Annotated in this window: 21 protein-coding genes and 1 pseudogene; 14 read left to right on the plus strand and 8 right to left on the minus strand. The window is 49.2% G+C overall.

Translation table 11 applies throughout. The features are described 5' to 3' along the window. Together ACTTK7_RS10605 and ACTTK7_RS10610 are read right to left on the minus strand one after the other, a co-directional pair. A partial coding sequence (locus ACTTK7_RS10605; RefSeq protein ID WP_462868055.1) for a formamidase occupies nt 1–974 on the minus strand: 974 nt, incomplete at its 3' end. An 868-nt stretch (nt 975–1,842) separates the two neighbouring features. Next, entirely contained in the window at nt 1,843–2,016 is a 174-nt protein-coding gene (locus ACTTK7_RS10610; protein ID WP_462868056.1) for a hypothetical protein, read from the minus strand. A gap of 109 nt (nt 2,017–2,125) precedes the next feature. On the opposite strand from ACTTK7_RS10610, the gene ACTTK7_RS10615 reads away from it, so the two are divergent. The 3 genes from ACTTK7_RS10615 (at nt 2,126) to ACTTK7_RS10625 (ending at nt 3,908) form a co-directional block, all read left to right on the plus strand. Beyond that, a complete protein-coding gene (locus ACTTK7_RS10615; RefSeq protein ID WP_462868058.1) occupies nt 2,126–3,319 on the plus strand; it encodes an ISL3 family transposase in 1,194 nt (397 codons plus the stop codon). An 81-nt stretch (nt 3,320–3,400) separates the two neighbouring features. After that, a complete protein-coding gene (locus tag ACTTK7_RS10620; protein WP_462868060.1) occupies nt 3,401–3,649 on the plus strand; it encodes a type II toxin-antitoxin system Phd/YefM family antitoxin in 249 nt (82 codons plus the stop codon). Next, a complete protein-coding gene (locus ACTTK7_RS10625) occupies nt 3,642–3,908 on the plus strand; it encodes a Txe/YoeB family addiction module toxin (RefSeq protein ID WP_462868062.1) in 267 nt (88 codons plus the stop codon). Before ACTTK7_RS10620 ends, ACTTK7_RS10625 begins: the two co-directional genes overlap by 8 nt. Before the next feature lie 310 nt (nt 3,909–4,218). Here the strand turns inward: ACTTK7_RS10625 and ACTTK7_RS10630 are convergent, their stop codons facing one another. Then, complete coding sequence (locus ACTTK7_RS10630) at nt 4,219–4,521, minus strand: hypothetical protein (protein ID WP_298788780.1); 303 nt, start codon at nt 4,519–4,521, stop codon at nt 4,219–4,221. Nucleotides 4,522–4,701: 180 nt separating this feature from the next. On the opposite strand from ACTTK7_RS10630, the gene ACTTK7_RS10635 reads away from it, so the two are divergent. The 10 genes and pseudogenes from ACTTK7_RS10635 to ACTTK7_RS10680 all read left to right on the plus strand — a co-directional run bounded on the left by ACTTK7_RS10635 (nt 4,702) and on the right by ACTTK7_RS10680 (nt 10,788). Then, nucleotides 4,702–4,962 carry a metal-sensitive transcriptional regulator gene (locus ACTTK7_RS10635; RefSeq protein ID WP_462868064.1) on the plus strand — a complete coding sequence of 87 codons (261 nt, stop codon included), beginning with the start codon at nt 4,702–4,704 and terminating at the stop codon, nt 4,960–4,962. 68 nt (nt 4,963–5,030) lie between these two features. Then, nucleotides 5,031–5,510 (plus strand): DsrE/DsrF/DrsH-like family protein, encoded by a 480-nt coding sequence (locus ACTTK7_RS10640; RefSeq protein WP_462868066.1) that lies wholly within the window; start codon nt 5,031–5,033, stop codon nt 5,508–5,510. Between the two features lie 101 nt (nt 5,511–5,611). Next, complete coding sequence (locus tag ACTTK7_RS10645; protein WP_298788878.1) at nt 5,612–5,839, plus strand: sulfurtransferase TusA family protein; 228 nt, start codon at nt 5,612–5,614, stop codon at nt 5,837–5,839. A gap of 57 nt (nt 5,840–5,896) precedes the next feature. After that, a complete protein-coding gene (locus tag ACTTK7_RS10650; protein ID WP_462868068.1) occupies nt 5,897–6,679 on the plus strand; it encodes a sulfite exporter TauE/SafE family protein in 783 nt (260 codons plus the stop codon). 64 nt (nt 6,680–6,743) lie between these two features. Continuing rightward, on the plus strand, nt 6,744–7,127 hold the full coding sequence (locus ACTTK7_RS10655) for a DUF302 domain-containing protein (RefSeq protein WP_462868070.1): 384 nt from the start codon (nt 6,744–6,746) through the stop codon (nt 7,125–7,127). 108 nt (nt 7,128–7,235) lie between these two features. Beyond that, nucleotides 7,236–7,550 (plus strand): rhodanese-like domain-containing protein, encoded by a 315-nt coding sequence (locus tag ACTTK7_RS10660; RefSeq protein WP_462868071.1) that lies wholly within the window; start codon nt 7,236–7,238, stop codon nt 7,548–7,550. 79 nt (nt 7,551–7,629) lie between these two features. Beyond that, nucleotides 7,630–8,106, plus strand: a pseudogene (locus ACTTK7_RS10665) (MBL fold metallo-hydrolase); the annotation flags it as partial. A 39-nt stretch (nt 8,107–8,145) separates the two neighbouring features. Then, nucleotides 8,146–8,991, plus strand: a complete 846-nt coding sequence (locus tag ACTTK7_RS10670; protein WP_462868157.1) for a rhodanese-like domain-containing protein — start codon at nt 8,146–8,148, stop codon at nt 8,989–8,991. 211 nt (nt 8,992–9,202) lie between these two features. Then, entirely contained in the window at nt 9,203–10,420 is a 1,218-nt protein-coding gene (locus ACTTK7_RS10675) for an MFS transporter (protein WP_462868073.1), read from the plus strand. A 131-nt stretch (nt 10,421–10,551) separates the two neighbouring features. Continuing rightward, on the plus strand, nt 10,552–10,788 hold the full coding sequence (locus ACTTK7_RS10680; protein WP_298788869.1) for an SHOCT domain-containing protein: 237 nt from the start codon (nt 10,552–10,554) through the stop codon (nt 10,786–10,788). 319 nt (nt 10,789–11,107) lie between these two features. Here the strand turns inward: ACTTK7_RS10680 and ACTTK7_RS10685 are convergent, their stop codons facing one another. Beyond that, complete coding sequence (locus ACTTK7_RS10685; RefSeq protein ID WP_462868075.1) at nt 11,108–11,263, minus strand: hypothetical protein; 156 nt, start codon at nt 11,261–11,263, stop codon at nt 11,108–11,110. A 127-nt stretch (nt 11,264–11,390) separates the two neighbouring features. On the opposite strand from ACTTK7_RS10685, the gene ACTTK7_RS10690 reads away from it, so the two are divergent. Then, nucleotides 11,391–12,530, plus strand: coding sequence for a DUF418 domain-containing protein (locus tag ACTTK7_RS10690; RefSeq protein WP_462868077.1), 1,140 nt, complete (start codon nt 11,391–11,393; stop codon nt 12,528–12,530). 89 nt (nt 12,531–12,619) lie between these two features. Here the strand turns inward: ACTTK7_RS10690 and ACTTK7_RS10695 are convergent, their stop codons facing one another. From ACTTK7_RS10695 to lgt, 4 genes are all read right to left on the minus strand, one after another. Next, nucleotides 12,620–14,653, minus strand: coding sequence for a heavy metal translocating P-type ATPase (locus tag ACTTK7_RS10695; protein WP_462868079.1), 2,034 nt, complete (start codon nt 14,651–14,653; stop codon nt 12,620–12,622). A gap of 110 nt (nt 14,654–14,763) precedes the next feature. Further along, nucleotides 14,764–14,937: a hypothetical protein gene (locus tag ACTTK7_RS10700; protein ID WP_462868081.1), complete on the minus strand. Its 174-nt coding sequence runs from the start codon at nt 14,935–14,937 to the stop codon at nt 14,764–14,766. 106 nt (nt 14,938–15,043) lie between these two features. Next, a complete protein-coding gene (locus tag ACTTK7_RS10705; protein WP_462868083.1) occupies nt 15,044–15,325 on the minus strand; it encodes a DUF2933 domain-containing protein in 282 nt (93 codons plus the stop codon). Nucleotides 15,326–15,509: 184 nt separating this feature from the next. Continuing rightward, nucleotides 15,510–16,337 (minus strand): prolipoprotein diacylglyceryl transferase, encoded by an 828-nt coding sequence (gene lgt / locus ACTTK7_RS10710; RefSeq protein ID WP_462868159.1) that lies wholly within the window; start codon nt 16,335–16,337, stop codon nt 15,510–15,512. Nucleotides 16,338–16,681: the final 344 nt, after the last annotated feature.

The raw sequence follows: 16,681 nt of genomic DNA on the forward strand, positions 1-16,681 counted from the left end.
AAGGGGAAAGCTATCGACTGAAGCACGCGCTCTCCCATCAAAAGAAAATGACTTCTTCTTAAGTGACCGAAAGTTTCGCTGGCGGGGTTGTGTACAAAAGCCTGCATGATTATGTACTTTTTCATTGCAAAAAACAACCCCCGGTGGCCTAATTGATAGATATTGTTTTCCACGCCCCAATACAGGCGCGCTTCATGGGCTAAATCGGGACGAAGCTCTCCCGTAATGATCTCATCGGCCCGATTCCCACCGTGCGTTGTTACGGTCCCTTCGAAATCGACGATCATGGCTTCCCCCATTGAATCATTCACCCCGTCCGTCCCGCACATAGCAACGGAGGCGGTGTAAGCAAGGTTAGTGAAGGCGTTGGAACGATTCGTCAATTCCCAGGATTGTTGGATGGGAGGCGTGTAACCGGCTGTCCGTAAGATCACATTCGCGCCTTTATAGGCTAATTCCCGGCTTACTTCGGGAAACATGCCATCATGGCAAATGGCGAGACCTAACACACTGCCATTGGGACCTTGGCAAACAGGCAGACCGGTGTCTCCTGGTTCCCAAGGCTCTGCAGGTACCCAGGGGTGCAGCTTGCGATAGTGCAATTGAATGACACCCTGATTATCAATAATAAGACCGGTGTTGTACGGGTTTCCCTTTGAATTGGCTTCCATAATCGAAAAACAAGCCCATTGGTTGGTTCGACGACAACTTTCCTGCAGTTGCTGAACTTCCGGACCATCAACAGTACACATCAATTCTTCGGTTGTATCCATGGTGAGTCCGTGAAGCATATATTCGGGAAAAACGACAAGGTCAATGGGAGCGATAAATTGTTTCGCTTTTTCCATCATGTCACAAACTTTTTGTGTCTGTTGTTGCAGATCTTCTTTCGAATGGATGGTGGGGAGATCAAGCTGAACTAAGCCCACAACAACGCCATTTGGAGTTTTGTTTAAGCCACCTAAACCGTTCATTATATTCCTCCTTGTGTAAAAATGAAAAGTCTGAAATTCTTAAAGACAAGCCTTCCTAGTATTGAAAAAGCTTATCTTTAATATTTTTCCTTTCGAGGAAAGCTTAAAATCAATGATCTAAAATTGAATACTATGATAGCGTCTGCTTTCCAATATAATAAATATTGGAAAGTCACATACAAATAAAGTCTGTATACATAGGTTTTGCTTTTTTGTCTAAATACTACTGATAATCGTCATTATGTTGAGTGAAAAGGAACTAGAAAAGACACAGAATTCCTCAAAGTTTTTAAAGGTAAAGAAAATAAGTTCAATATACTGAACTTGTTTTCTTTAATATCTCAAAACTAGAAGTATACTTAATATATTGAGACAAAACCAAATAACTTCCGATAATACATCTTATGTTAACTAAAATCTTTAAGAGAACGTAAGAAGTTAATCTTTGCCCTTTTTTCTTTAATCAGCTTTCTTAATTATAGATGTTCATCTCGCAATAAAGAAAAGCAACATGCCGATAAAAATAATGGCGACGCCGACCACGATTATAATCATATATAAACAAATTCTAGTTTCAAGCCCGGATAAAAAACCAATAACGTTCCAATCAAGAAGCTATTACTCTACTTCTCATATAGCAATCTGTTCAAATTAGATTTCAAAGACTAATATTCACTAAATTATATATATTTAAGTTTACATAAACTTAAACGTTTTAATAAACATAATTCAGCTTTCAATAAATCAACTCATTTACATATAATATATGGGTTATCTACCCTAATTCTGTTTTTCATCAGCATCAACAATTACTAAAAACTAATCCATAGCATTGGCAATTGTCTATTTTTTGTCAACTCCTTACTCGTTAAAATAAAAGTTTTTCTCTATGTACTGTCTTAATAAAGCCATGCCGCTTATGTAACGTAGCAAAAATCGTAATTGGATGTTTTGCCACGTTGTCTACTCCTCGATTTATATGATTTCCAAGCGTTGCGAAAGGTCTACCTTTATCAACGCTAAAAATTTCCATTTTATTCAAATGAAAGGCTCTTCACCACAAGTTGGACTTGACCCGATAAGTATATGAAAAAAGCGGCTCTTCCTTTATCTTGGTATTGGACTAGAACACCGAGAAAGGAAGAAGCCAGTTGATTACCCATTTTATCAAAGAACTGCTGCACCTTCCAGCCTACGACTGGATCCATACATCCAAACCAAACGGCACCTGGGTGTTTCATCTTTCCCCGAAATACCGGCAAACGAGCTGTCCGGTGTGCGGGAGCGCCTCGCGACGGAAAGCAGAAACCGGACGGTTTCTCCGTCACACCCATACCGCCTCCACCGGCATCATTTGGATCCGTGTCCCCCGGGAACGCCGGGCTTGTACCGGATGCGGGGCCACGTTCACGGCCTCTCTGCCGGACCTTCCGGACCGTGGCTCTGCGACAGAGATGTTTCAGGAGATGGTGGTCCAGGCCTGTATCGGCCGCTCCATCGCCGATGGTGCCCGTACGTTCGGTCTTCCGTATACCACCCTGGAGCGCTGGTTTTACCGCCGGGCCCCAGCCCTGCTGACCGTTTCCACCCCCACGGTGGTCACCGTCGATGATTTTGCTTTTCGCAAAGGCCATACCTATGGAGTGGCCGCGATGGACTGGCACACCGGCCAGGTGCTGGCTATCGGAAGGGGGCGGTCCACCGCTGCGATTGCCCGTCTGTTGGATCAACTGCCAAACGCCATCGACGGCGTCGTGACCGACGGTGCTCCGGCCATGGCTCAGGCCGTTCACCATACCTACCCGGGCGCCGATCATATTCTGGATCGCTTTCATCTCATTCGATGGTTTACGGAAGCCCTAGCACGGAGGCGACGGTATTTGAACGTGGACCGCCGGCATCACGGAGCCAAACGACGGGCGGTGCGGCTGCTGAGCCGGCCGCCAGAAAGCCTGAGCGACCGGGAACGAGAAGAAGTGCGGGGGTGGTGCCGGGATGGGCCCATCCGGGCCATTTACCAGGCCCTTCAACACTTGCGTTATGTGTTGAAAAGCCGTACCTGGCCCCAGGCCCGGTATCGAATGAACGATTGGCAGCGTCGGTTTCTCTTTCACCCCACAGCCGTGGTACGAGATATGGGTCAGAGTATATTGAAACGCGAGAACGGCGTTCTCGCTGCGGCCGCCCGTCCGGAATCCAACGGCGCCGCCGAAGGGACCAATCATAAAATCAAGCTGATTCAGCGACGCGGGCACGGGTATCGGAATTTTGCCCATCTCAGCCTGCGGATTCGCCTGGAAACCGGAAACCGTCGAAGAAGACTCGTCAAGTCCATGTTTTGGTGAAGAGCCAAATGAAAACAGCATGAGAAGATTATCGACAAATTGTACGTTTAATTGTACAATATAAAAAAGGAGCTGATAACAATGACCGTCATGAATTACTCCAACGCGCGAAAGAACTTTAAAGGATTGATTGATAAAGTTAACGACGACAACGAAGCCGTCACTATCACCACCAAAGAACGAAACGCGGTGCTCATCTCAGAAGACGAATACAATCAATACCTTGAAACCATCTACCTGTTAAACAACCCGAGCAACGCCAAACATCTATCGGAATCCATCAATCAATTACACCAGGAAGAAACCACGACTGTCGATATCGATGAGTAAGTTGAATGTCTTATTTACCCATCATGCGTTTCAGGCTTACCAATACTGGCAGACCAAAGATAAAAAAACGCTCAAACGAATTAACCAACTGATTAAAAGCATTGAACGAGACGGGGCGTTGGACGGTATTGGGAAACCAAAGAAATTAAAAGGGAATTTAGCCGGCTTTTACAGTCGTCGTATTGATATCGAGCATCGCCTGGTGTATACCGTGGATGAAACACAAATCAGTATAATTGCCTGCCGATATCATTATTAGATGAAGCTTGTCGAGAAATATCCTTATAATACAGCGAACATAAAGGCTTGCTGGTTCCTTCCAGGTAGCCTTTTTTATGTTCCTCTCAAAAAGCGTATTTTTTGAGAGTCATATAAAGAACAAATCAACCTTTCTTTTTTTTACAAAAGAAAGAAACCTCGTCTCATGCGTGGCACCTGCTTCTGTCTATGGAGGAACAGGCAACATCCTGCCTTTTGTTATGGACTTTTATTTTTTATGAATATTTACGGTCCATGAAATTTTTGATCAACAAAAGAGAAAGCAGGAAAAGAACAATACCACAAATTTTTCATTTAGATTTTTTGGACTGGGAGGACTCCTTAGCCAAGTGCTGATAGGTCTGAACCAGTTCCTGTTTTTTCGTTCCGGCAGCTTCTGCAAGCTTGAATGCCTTCTTCATCTGTTCTTTTTGTTCTTCCCGGGACTGTTCCGGATCCATCACGTGACGGAGAATGGACGCAGTCCAGGCATCCTGCGAAGAACGGCCTTCCCGTAAGTACTTCCATAAGAAAACCGCCGCTCCAAGAACCATAAGGCCACTAAGTTTCCCTAAACGATGGCGCCGATAGCTGGCTGCATACGTTTTATGCATCTACTCATTCCCTTCTATTGCTGAATCAATGAATATTGTTATTATATTTTAGCATACGCGCACCCGTATTTTAGGAATCCAAAATTTTTTTTAAGAAAACTGGTTGACACTCCTGGGAATTTGTTTTAAGGTATTCATATACCCCATAGGGTAATATCGTTATGAAAGAAGGAACGTCTGATGGAATACACGGATCAAATGAAGCACCGGGTCAAACGTGTGGAAGGTCAACTACGTGGTATTCTCCGTATGATGGACGAGGAGCAGGACTGTAAGGAACTGGTGTCCCAGATGAACGCGGCTCGCACAGCCTTAGACCGCGCCGTGGGCCTCGTTGTCGGTTCCAATCTCGAACAATGCGTTCGAGAACAGACAGAAAACGGGGACAATGACGAACAGGTTATTCAGGAAGCTGTTAACCTTCTCGTGAAAAGCCGTTAATATTTTTTACCCCCTTGTATACCCTTACCGGTATATGTATAATAAGAATTAGACAAGGAGATGATGGCATGACGGAAACCAAAAAGACCACCATTGTATTATTCAGCGGCGACTACGACAAAGCCATGGCGGCGTACATTATCGCCAACGGCGCAGCCGCGTATGACCACGAAGTAACTATTTTCCACACTTTCTGGGGATTGAATGCTCTCCGCAAACCGGAAAAGCAAAGCATTGCCAAAGGAAAACTGGAAGCGATGTTCGGCAAAATGATGCCCCGAGGCGCCGACCGCATGGGCCTCTCCAACATGAACTTTCTCGGGATTGGACCGAAGCTGATTAAAAAAGTGATGAAAAAGCACAATGCCATGCCGCTGCCGGAGCTGATCGATATGGCCCAGGAGCAGGATGTACGACTGATCGGCTGTACCATGACCATGGATCTGCTTGGTCTGGATGAAAAAGAACTGCGCGATGACATTGAATACGCCGGCGTTGCGGCCTATCTGGGCGAAGCCTCCGACGGCCATGTGAATCTGTTTATTTAAATGGAAGCTCCCTGATCCTCAGGTATAGCTTGTGCGCCCATGAATGAGAACTATTACGACAGTTACGAAGCATAAAAATTAATCTAAAGGAGACATGATGAATGGAACCAAAAACAACGATTGATGCGAAGGGGCTTGCCTGCCCGCAGCCGATTCTGAAAACCAAAAAAGCCATCAAGGACATGGACAGTGGCGAGGTGCTTGAGCTGCACGCGACCGACAAAGGGGCGCAGAGCGACTTAACGGCCTGGACCAAAGCCGGCGGACACGAACTGCTGGACCACACCGAAGACAATGGCGTCTATAAATTCTGGATTCAAAAAGGCTAACAAAATCACAGTACAGGGAAGTCATGGTTTCACTTCCCTTTCGGGGAGGTTTTTCCATTGTCACTGCTGTTTATCGTCGTGATTTTCCTGCTGGGGTTTGTCGGTTCCTTTGTTTCCGGCATGGTTGGGATCGGCGGCTCGATCATCAAATACCCCATGCTGTTATACATCCCTCCTCTGCTCGGTGTGGCGGTCTTTTCCGCTCATGAAGTGTCCGGCATCAGTGCCGTTCAGGTCTTTTTCGCCACCATCGGCGGCGTCTGGGCCTACCGCAAAGGCGGCTACCTGAACGGGCAGTTGATTCTGTACATGGGCGGCAGCATTCTGATCGGCAGCTTTATCGGCGCCTATGCCTCGAATTTCTTCAGCGAAGCCGGAGTCAACATGGTGTACGCTCTGCTTGCGACCATCGCCGTGGTCATGATGTTTGTACCGAAAAAAGGCCTGGACGACCAGGATCTTACACGGATTACGTTCCATAAGCCTCTCGCCGCTGGATTGTCCTTCGTGGTCGGGATCGGGTCAGGCATTGTCGGGGCCGCCGGCGCATTTATCCTGGTGCCCATCATGCTGGTTGTGTTGAAAATCCCAACCCGCATGACGATCGCGACCTCGCTCGCCGTGACCCTGATCTCATCCATCGGGGCGACCGTTGGTAAAGTGGCGACCGGCCAGGTGCTGTACGGCCCGGCCCTGATCATGATTGTGGCCAGCCTGATCGCAGCGCCGCTCGGTGCCAAAGCCGGCCAGAAGGTCAACACCAAGCTGCTGCAAAGCATATTGGCCGTCATCATTTTAGCTACGGCCATTCAAATATGGATCCAGATCCTTAGCGGATAAATTGTTTGATTCTAGACACCTTCGGGCATAGCAAGAAGTAGAAAGCAAATAAGGAGGCATTCCCATGTTTCATTATACCGTCACCACCTCGAAACCTGTCCGTACAGCCGTCGAAGATCTCGAAGCCAACCTTAAAGACATTGGTTTTGGCGTGCTCTGGCATTTTGATCTGCAAGGCAAATTACAGGAAAAAGGCATCGACTTTCAGGACCAGCACCGGGTGCTTGAAGTGTGCAATCCGAAAGAAGCTGAACAGGTTTTAAATAAAAACAAGCTAATCGGCAATTTTCTTCCATGTAAAATAACCGTGTACGAAGAAGCAGGCTCTACGTATATTAGCATGCCCCGCCCGTCCGTATTGATGGAATTGGCCGAAGAGCCAGCGTTAACAGCGACCGCTGAAGATATCGAGCAGCGCTTGAAGCAAGGCATCGATCAAACCGTTTAAAAATTTTCTGGCCTCTTTTATACCCTATCCGGTACATGGTATAGAACGAATGAGAGGCAACTGAACGAACATGAAGGAAAAATACCCAACAACGATGAGGTGAATAGAATGACAGATGAAAAACGTATTGAAGAAGTCCAGCCCCAGGACGTCCAACAGGAACTTGAAAGCAACAGCGGCGTCCAAGTGATTGACGTTCGGGAGGACGAGGAGCTCGACGAAGGACGCATTCCCGAGTCGGTTCATATCCCTGTGGGAGATATCTCCGCGCGGATGAACGAACTCGATCCTAAGCAGTCCTATGTGACCGTCTGCCGCTCCGGCAAACGCAGTGAACGGGCAGCCGAAGCCCTCCAGGACCATGGCTTCAAAGTCCGCAGCATGGCCGGCGGCATGAACGAATGGACCGGTAAAACCGAGTAACATTTATTCTAACTTGAAGGAGCGATAATTGATGTATTTGAAATATTTTTATGACACGTCGTTAGCTCAGGCTTCCTATATGATTGGCTGCCAGGCCACCGGTGAGGCGGCCGTCATCGACCCATCCCGCAATATTGAAGACTATCTGCAGATTGCCCGCGAACAGGGTTTCCGTATTACCGGAGCATTTGAGACCCATATTCATGCGGACTTTGTCTCCGGGGTGACCGAGCTTGCCCGCCGGACTGGCGCCACCATCTATTATTCCACCGAAGGCGCCGACAACGGCGGCTACGAGTGGAATCAGGATCTGCCGCTCCACGGCGTGAAGCATGGCGAAACCATTTATGTTGGCAACATCAAGCTGAGAGCTCTGCACACGCCGGGCCATACGCCGGAGCATGTCTCCTATGAGCTCACCGACGGCGCCGCCGCCGATCATCCAATGGGCGTATTTACCGGCGACTTCGTTTTCGTCGGCGATGTCGGCCGTCCGGACCTGCTCGAAAAATCCGTTGGCGTCAAGGATTCCGCGGATCAAGGCGCCCGGCAGATGTTCGAGTCCCTCCAGCAGTTCAAGGAATACGGCGATTATATGCAGATCTGGCCGGGCCACGGCGCCGGCAGCTCCTGCGGCAAAGCGCTCGGTGCCGTACCAACAAGCACTGTCGGCTATGAGCGGATGTATAATCCCGCCTTTCAGCCGACCGACGAGCAGGCCTTCGTAGACTTTCTTCTCGACGGCCAGAGCGAGCCGCCAACGTATTTTGCCAAAATGAAAGAAGTGAACAAACAGGCCATGACTCCGCTCGCCGAGATCCCGGCAGCCGTGGAAATGCAGGGAACCGGCGACGACGTGGCCGCCCTGGCAGAGCAAGACCATACGATGGTCGTTGATACCCGCAGTGCCGCCGCTTTCGCAATGGGAAGCATTCCGGGCACCATCAACCTGCCGTACCCGGGCTCGTTTGCCGAATGGATGGGCCGGCTCGCCGACTATGACGCGGATATTTACCTGATCGCTGATCCAGCCGACCACCACGAGCTGCGCCGGATTCTTACCGGCATGGGCATGGACCGGCTGAAGGGATTCTTTGCCACGTCGGTGGTAGCCAGCGCCTCGAACCTGCGCACGTATACGAACGAAACACCGAAGCAGGTCGAAGAGCGTCGCCGTAACCAGGACGTGCAGATTCTCGATGTCCGCTACCAGGACGAATGGGACCAGTCCCACGTACCGGACGCGGTGCACGTGTCGCTCCAGCAACTGCCAAACCGGACCGATGAACTTTCCACGGATCAGCCGGTCGCCGTCCACTGCGCCTCGGGCAAACGCTCCGCGATCGCCGCCAGCATCCTCCAAAATCACGGCTTTGACGTGATCAACGTGGAGGGCGGCTTCATGAAATGGAAAAAGGAACAGCTCGAAACGACCAGCTAACCATCGCTGGAACGTGAACGATGTACTCAGGGGCTCTTACCTTATAGAGCCCCTTTTTTCATCGATCGGTAAAGAAGCATGCCAAGAGCTCCATTCGGCCTCTTCCATCTACTAGAGAGAGACAAACAACTATGCCGAACGTTTTTCTCCAAGACACTTATACGTTAGCACCAATAACAATACGAATGTTTAAAACTAAAGGTGATCCCTGATGCCAGCCACTGCTTCTATTGGAATTGTTGAAAACCGGCTTCCTTTTTTTCTATTGGTCCTCATCAACGTCTTTGTCGGCTCCATGGTCGGCCTGGAACGCACCGTGCTCCCGCTGATCGGTGAAGAGCTGTTTGGCCTCGCATCAGCCAGTGCCGCCCTTTCCTTTATTGTCAGCTTTGGATTTTCCAAAGCCCTGGTCAACCTCCTGGCCGGTGCGCTTGCCGATCGCTTTGGACGCAAGGAAATATTATTAATGGGATGGGCATTCGGCCTCTTCGTCCCTCTCCTGATTATTTTTGCCTCCGCCTGGTGGATGGTCATCGTCGCCAATATCTTTTTAGGTATCAACCAGGGGCTGACCTGGTCGATGACTGTAAATATGAAGGTGGATCTGGCGAAACCGTCTCAGCGCGGGACAGCTGTCGGCCTGAATGAGTTTGCCGGCTATATGGGGCTTTCCATGATGGCCGCCGTTTCCGGCTACGTGGCTTCGACGACTTCCCTGCGCCCCGAGCCGTTCTTTCTTGGTTTCGGCATCGTTGGCCTCGGGTTTCTGCTTTCCTTGTTCGTACCGGATACGAGCAGGCAGGTGGCCCGTCAGACGGCTTCCGGGGAAGCCTCCCTGCCCTTTTGGCAGGCGTTTGCCCAGACGACCTGGAAGCAGCCCGCCCTGTCGAGCTTCAGCTTTGCCGGACTGACGACCAATCTCAAGGACGGCATGGCGTGGGGCCTTTTCCCGCTCTTCTTCGCTTCCGGCGGGTTATCCGTCAGCCAAATCGGCGTGATCGTGGCGGCGTATCCCCTTACCTGGGGCATGGCCCAGCTGTTTACCGGTCCCTGGAGCGATGTAATCGGCCGCAAACGGCTCATCGTCGGCGGCCTGTGGCTGCAGGCCGTTTCCCTATGGGCACTCCTCGCCGGCGCTTCCTACGGATGGTGGCTCGGAAGCTCGGTGCTGCTCGGCCTCGGGACCGCGATGGTGTATCCGGTTCTCATCGCGGCGGTCAGCGACACGGCCCCCGCTCCCTGGCGGGCCAAAGCGAACGGGGTGTACCGTTTCTGGCGGGACAGCGGGTACGCCTTCGGGGCCTTGCTCGCCGGCCTGTTTGTGGACACGCTGAATGTTTCCTGGGCCATCGGCCTCGTGGCTGTGCTTCCCTTTGCCGCCGGCATCGTCACGCTCGTTCGTATGCAGGAATCCTGGAAAAAGGATTAACAGGCTGCGGTTATCTTTTCTATCTGCCTGTGCTGGCCGGTCCCTGTCGCCAGCGTCGTGCTTTTAGTGTTGAGTTCAGGGTATTTTCGCATATATGTGTAAAAAACAACGATTAATGGGAGGTGAAGTGAATGATGAACGGTAGCAGCGGCATGATGAGCGGTGGAATAGTTGGCTTTGGCTTTCTCGTGCTCCTTCTTCTGGTTCTTATCGTTGTGGTGCTTGTCTGGATGTTTCGGCCTTCGACCAAGCATTCGTCCCGGACCAAATCGGGCACCGCATCGGAACGGCTCGATCAACGTCTGGCGAACGGCGACATTTCTGAAGAAGAATACGACCGGTTGAAACGAAAAATCAACGACCATTAAATGGAAAGAAAGCAACGACTTCTCCTTTGATAGTTGTTGTTTTTTTGTTCCTAGAGGAGATTTATCACTTCTTCGATATAATTCCTATACCGTAAAATAAGGAATCCTTTTTTTAAAAGTAGTTTTTATACAGTATACGAAATTTTTAAGAGGATACTAACACCCAACGCATCGCCAACTTTTTGAAGTTTAATTTTCCGTTTAGCAAAAATGCTTTTATAGTAAAACACCCGAACACAAACAGTTTCGATGATTTTAAGGGATAGCTGTTGATAGAGGTCCAATTACTCGGTTTGGGAGTGATGGCTCCTTCGACAAGTCAGAACACTTGTTTCATTTGTTCTTTATGTATCTTCCGGAATGGCTCTCCGCCTGCAAGATACTGAAGTATAGACTGGCCCTGGGCCTCCGGCGAAGGTCGGGTTTGCTTTGACGCAATCCCCTGGAAACGGTAATTCCCCATGGGTACCATCATATTGAAAGCTCTTTTTATTGAAACTAGCGAAGGTCTTCACACTTTCTCCATATTTTTTTCATACAATCATAAATGATTTGCTCAAATTTAAGATATTAGTTACCTAATAGAGAAAGAAGGCCCGCTAGTGACCCCCTATCACGATAATACTCCAGGGCAGCGTATCGACATGCTTGATCAAATACGCGGCGTAGCTTTGCTTGCAATTTTTATTGTCAATATTTCCGGGCTTTCCCGCGTCGTTATGACTGATCCAACATGGCTCGACACTTCCCTCAAAACCATTATTTCAATTATTTTTGAAGACAGTGCCCGGCCGTTGTTTGCAATGATGTTTGGCCTCAGCCTCGTGCTCATTTACGATCGGATGCATGACAAAAGCGGTAATCCCTACCCCACCCTTATCCGGCGGCTCGTCATCCTGTTTTTCGTCGGAGGGCTTCACGGCTACTTTGTCTGGGCCGGGGACATCCTGCTCATGTACGCCTCAGCGGGGCTCGTGCTGCTCGGTTGTCTCCGGCTTCCTCCCCGGTGGCTGTTGGGATTAGCATGCTTTTTTTGGCTTGGTTATGCTGTCGGGATTGATCTTTTGAATGGGTACACATCTCTTCAGATGAACCCCGAACAATGGATGAAAGACGCCCTCCCTCCGAATCGAACTTATCCAACCGGGGTTGAATATCTGTTCATTGAATGGTCGTCGATGATCAACCATTTCGGCTATTTCTTTTTCGGCATGTACGCTTATCGAAGTAGCTTTTATTCAAAAGTACTTAAGAACCGGGGTCGCAAATGGCTATTCACTCTGGGCTGCTTTCTTATCGGCATTCTAGGAAAAACGGGGAGCTATATCAAAATCGACAGCCCTATCCTTTATCATTTGGACGATCTTTACGCCTTTCTGGTGAGTATCAGTATCGCCCAGGCACTGCTTCTGATTGGTACAAGCCATCAACGAGCTTCCACTGGGCTTTCGATGTTTACTGCTGTCGGGAAAATGACTTTCACTCATTACCTCCTGCAGTCGCTTATTTTTGTGAGCCTGTTCCGCCCAAGCGGTCGAACATTTTTCAACGGTTTTGGGGTTTTGGACCCACCGAGCTACGTGTACGCTTTAAGTATTGGTGTGCTGGTGTTTGCTATCCAAGTACTTGTTAGTCCATTATGGCTAAAATATTTTTACTACGGCCCATTGGAATGGGTTTGGCGAATCGGTACTTACATGAAATGGGTGCCTATGGTTCGCAGAAATGACCATCGTTATTAAAGGAACATTTCTACCATTTCAGGCATCAAACAAGCTGCTTCCCAGGAGATCTGGAAAGCAGCTTGTTTCGTTACCTTGTTTTTTTATTTTCACCTAAGCAGTTGAGCGTTAATCGCAACAATCACGGTACTGGCACTCATCAATACTGCCCCGACAGCTGGGCTGAGGAGAATCCCCAAAGGTGCCAATACCCCAGCGGCTAAAGGAATGGCGACAATGTTATACCCTGCTGCCCACCACAGGTTTTGGATCATTTTCCGGTATGTCTTCCGGGATAAATCAATCACGGAGAGCACATCTAATGGGTTGCTTTGCACCAACACGACGTCCGCCGTTTCCATTGCCACATCCGTCCCGCTTCCAATCGCGATTCCTACATCCGCCGTGGCGAGGGCCGGAGCATCATTGATGCCGTCGCCCGTCATGGCGACCTTTCGACCGGACTGCTGGACCTTTTTCACTTGGTCCGCTTTGTGATCTGGGAGCACTTCGGCATACACTTCTTCAATCCCAAGCTGGTTGGCTACCCAATCGGCGACACGTTGATGATCCCCAGTCAACATGATCGGTTCGATGTTTTGTTGCTTCAGCCTTTCTACCGCTTCTTTCGCTGAGTCGCGCACCATATCTGCGAGGGCAATCATGCCGGCGTAACCACCGTCAATCAGAACAAACACGACGGTTTTTCCTTCCGTCGAATACTGATCAAAGATCGCTGTGTCATAATCCATGCGTTCCTGCTTCATGTACCCGGGACTCACCACTTGGACCTGTTTCCCTTCGACCGTACCGCTTAGGCCTTTTCCTGTCATGGTTTCAAAATGCTGCACAGTCGGCGGGCGTTCCTGCTGCTCTTCCATCTTTCTCATAATGCCCCGAGCCAATGGATGTTCCGATTGTTGTTCCACCCCGGCCGCGTACCGCAAGACGTCCTGCTTGTCATAGGCTCCGTCTGCTTCAATATCGGTAACCCCAAAATTTCCTTCTGTCAGAGTACCGGTCTTATCAAAAATAACCGCTTCAATATTGCGGGCACTTTCAAATGGCGGTCGGTTGCGAATTAACAGTCCTTTCTTGGCGGAAATGGCGGTCGAAACGGACACCACCAGCGGAGCCGCCAGCCCAAGCGCGTGTGGACAAGTAATAACCATAACGGTGACCGCCCGTTGAACCGCCATATCAATAGCATTGCCCAAAGCTATCCAAATGATGAAAGTGCCAATACCAGCCGCCAAGGCCAAGTAAAACAGCCATTTGGCCGCACGATTGGCTAAATCCTGCGCCCGGGACTTCGATTCTTGCGCTTCTTGAACCAATGTGACGACTTGAGATAAATACGTCTCATCCCCCGTCTTGGACACCCGAATCGTTAAACTGCCATCCTGGTTGACCGCCCCACCAATCACTTCTTCCTCCACGTTTTTTTCTACCGGCACCGATTCTCCGGTCAGCATGGATTCATCAACCGACGACGATCCATCGATAATAATCCCATCCACGGGCACCTTTTCTCCTGGCTTAATGAGCACATGATCGTCTTTCTGCACCTGATCGACCGGCACGTCTTCGGTGCTTCCGTCGCTGTTTAATCGATGGGCTTCATTGGGCATCAGTTTAATCAGTTCTTTCAACGCATTCGAGGCGCCCATGATCGAACGCATTTCAATCCAATGGCCCAACAGCATGACGTCAATCAGCGTGGCCAGTTCCCAGAAAAAATTCCGGCCGGACCAGCCGAACACGACCATCGTGCTGTAGCCATACGCGACCACGATCGCTAGGCCGATCAGCGTCATCATGCCCGGGTTCTTCTGCTTGATTTCATCAATGGCGCCCGTTAAAAATGGCCAACCGCCGTAGAAAAAGACGATCGTTGCTAAACCAAAGAGAATCCAAACATCATAAGGAAAGCCCCAGTCCAATCCCAGAAACTGCTGGATCGCATTCGTTAACAGCAAAATAGGAATCGTCAGGATGAGCGATACGACAAACCGACGCTTAAAGTCTTGAATCATCATCTCATGATGGTCGTGATGATCGTGTCCTTCGTGATGGTCCTGGTGCTCATGAGAAGCATCCTGATCTTCTTCGTGTTCGTGCTTCTGATGGTTATCCTTGGCCACGTTATCCCTTCTTTCTAGTATATTGTTCTTCAAATACCCTTCCCCAGTATTTTTGCCTATAAACGTTTTAGCCTGTCTTATACGTTTTAACGCCTTTAGGGGACCGTCAATCATTTGGTGTAAACGGCGATCCATTTCCAATCGTAACGTGAACCCTGCGTTTGAATCATGTCTTCCCCATGATGGCGGACCTGGGCGACCTTCAGATGGCAGCGGCTGGCAAATGTTTCATGGTAGGCCCCCTCCCGACTGATGAAAACCGTTCGAAGGACCTCTTCAGGCAATCCTCTCCCTAAGATGAATCCTCATGTTCATTAAAATAAGCCCAGCCTATACCAGCTGGGCAAAAACCTAACGTTGGGAACCAGCAACAGTACCCGCCTTCTCTTATCATGCTTTCTGCTTGTCCTGGTTGTTTTCTAGTCGACCAGTATTTGCATGTTTAGATTCTGATCCTTTCAAGGACTTGACTTCTTCCCTCAGCTGATGATTCTCCTCCATGACATCTGCCATCTTTAATGGAACAGATTCTTTTTCTTCTTGCGAAGAAGCCTGTAGCTGACTGCTACTGGGCTCTTCGGTATCCTTGTTTTTGGTCCCGCCAAACATCCCCTTCATGCAGAACAACATTATAAGGGGACAGGCTAATAATAAAAGAAGTGTCCAGCTCATCATTTCACCTCCATTTTCATGTAAGTATAAACCCCATTTGTGTAGAAAGTTTAAAGAATTCCATGCAATTGGTTTTTATTTTACTTTTTTTATGTTGTATGGAAAGACGAAGGAGGGCTCCTGAACATTCTCTTATCGGAGGCCCGCGTCCAACGATATCGCCGTAAAAATAACATATCCTCCCTTAGATGCCGGGCCCGTCTTTGCTTAAGTATCTTGTTTTGGCAAGCCCGGCCCGTCTCCGATAGACCATCAGGCTTACGGCACCGACAATCAAGAGCACCGAAAGCAGCTGCGCCACCCGGATCGTATCAAACAGCATGAGGCTGTCGGTTCGCATCCCTTCGATGAAAAAACGCCCGAAGGAATACCAGATCACATACGTTAAAAACAATTCCCCGCGGCGGAGATTAACCCGGCGCAGCCCTAAAAGCAGTACAAATCCGGCCAGATTCCACAGCGATTCATACAAAAATGTTGGATTGTAGTAAGCCCCTTCGATATACATCTGATTAATAATAAAGTCCGGCAACTGCAGCCCTTCCAAAAACGAGCGACTCACTTCGCCGCCGTGAGCTTCCTGGTTGATAAAGTTGCCCCAGCGGCCGATGGCCTGTCCTAAAATCAGGCTTGGCGCGGCAATGTCCGCCAGTTTCCAGAAAGAGATGCGCTTGATTTTCGCAAAGACGATGGCCGTAAGGACGGCGCCAATCAGTCCACCGTGGATCGCGAGGCCGCCTTCCCATATCGCCAGAATACTGCCCGGGTTCCGGGCATAATAACCCCACTCAAAAATTACGTAATACAACCGGGCCCCGATAATGGAGATCGGAATCGCGAAAATGAGCAAATCCGCAAAAATGTCATCCGGGAGCCCTCGTTTTTTCGCTTCATAAGACGCTAATATATAACCAAGCAGAGCGCCCAGGCCAATGAGAACGCCGTACCAGTAAATCGGTACCGACCCCACTTCAAAGGCGATCCGGTCGATCGGCTGCATCGATGAAACCATCATATGTTCTGTCACTCCTAACTACTATAGGTGCTCTAAATACTTTTTTCCCGTCCTTCATCATCTATTTCACCGGGCCGATAATTACCGGGCCGTGTTCACACTCCACCGTTTCAGCCCGAAGCTCATTGCTGCCGTTTGGTATCCAGGTCGTTCGTCAATTAGCCGATCCTCCGTTATCGATATAAAAAAGGAGAGCTTTAAAGAATATTTAGACTTCCACGTTATAACCCTATTCTTCCATAGCTTCTAAGTGAACCACAGCTTTTGCTACGCCATCTCATGTGTTTAATGAATGTTCCACGAATATGTTGCAGGGGTCCCATGTCATACCCTGAACATGG

The organism is Marinococcus tarijensis, from assembly GCF_054971385.1.

Excerpts from the sequence above, each read along its gene's own strand:
- ACTTK7_RS10620 (WP_462868060.1), top strand. The coding sequence starts at position 3,401 with ATGACCGTCATGAATTACTCCAACGCGCGAAAGAACTTTAAAGGATTG.
- ACTTK7_RS10655 (WP_462868070.1), top strand. The coding sequence starts at position 6,744 with ATGTTTCATTATACCGTCACCACCTCGAAACCTGTCCGTACAGCCGTC.
- ACTTK7_RS10645 (WP_298788878.1), top strand. The coding sequence starts at position 5,612 with ATGGAACCAAAAACAACGATTGATGCGAAGGGGCTTGCCTGCCCGCAG.
- ACTTK7_RS10625 (WP_462868062.1), top strand. The coding sequence starts at position 3,642 with ATGAGTAAGTTGAATGTCTTATTTACCCATCATGCGTTTCAGGCTTAC.
- ACTTK7_RS10635 (WP_462868064.1), top strand. The coding sequence starts at position 4,702 with ATGGAATACACGGATCAAATGAAGCACCGGGTCAAACGTGTGGAAGGT.
- ACTTK7_RS10675 (WP_462868073.1), top strand. The coding sequence starts at position 9,203 with ATGCCAGCCACTGCTTCTATTGGAATTGTTGAAAACCGGCTTCCTTTT.
- ACTTK7_RS10630 (WP_298788780.1), bottom strand. The coding sequence starts at position 4,521 with ATGCATAAAACGTATGCAGCCAGCTATCGGCGCCATCGTTTAGGGAAA.
- ACTTK7_RS10685 (WP_462868075.1), bottom strand. The coding sequence starts at position 11,263 with ATGATGGTACCCATGGGGAATTACCGTTTCCAGGGGATTGCGTCAAAG.
- ACTTK7_RS10640 (WP_462868066.1), top strand. The coding sequence starts at position 5,031 with ATGACGGAAACCAAAAAGACCACCATTGTATTATTCAGCGGCGACTAC.
- lgt (WP_462868159.1), bottom strand. The coding sequence starts at position 16,337 with ATGGTTTCATCGATGCAGCCGATCGACCGGATCGCCTTTGAAGTGGGG.
- ACTTK7_RS10705 (WP_462868083.1), bottom strand. The coding sequence starts at position 15,325 with ATGAGCTGGACACTTCTTTTATTATTAGCCTGTCCCCTTATAATGTTG.
- ACTTK7_RS10680 (WP_298788869.1), top strand. The coding sequence starts at position 10,552 with ATGATGAACGGTAGCAGCGGCATGATGAGCGGTGGAATAGTTGGCTTT.
- ACTTK7_RS10660 (WP_462868071.1), top strand. The coding sequence starts at position 7,236 with ATGACAGATGAAAAACGTATTGAAGAAGTCCAGCCCCAGGACGTCCAA.
- ACTTK7_RS10670 (WP_462868157.1), top strand. The coding sequence starts at position 8,146 with ATGCAGATCTGGCCGGGCCACGGCGCCGGCAGCTCCTGCGGCAAAGCG.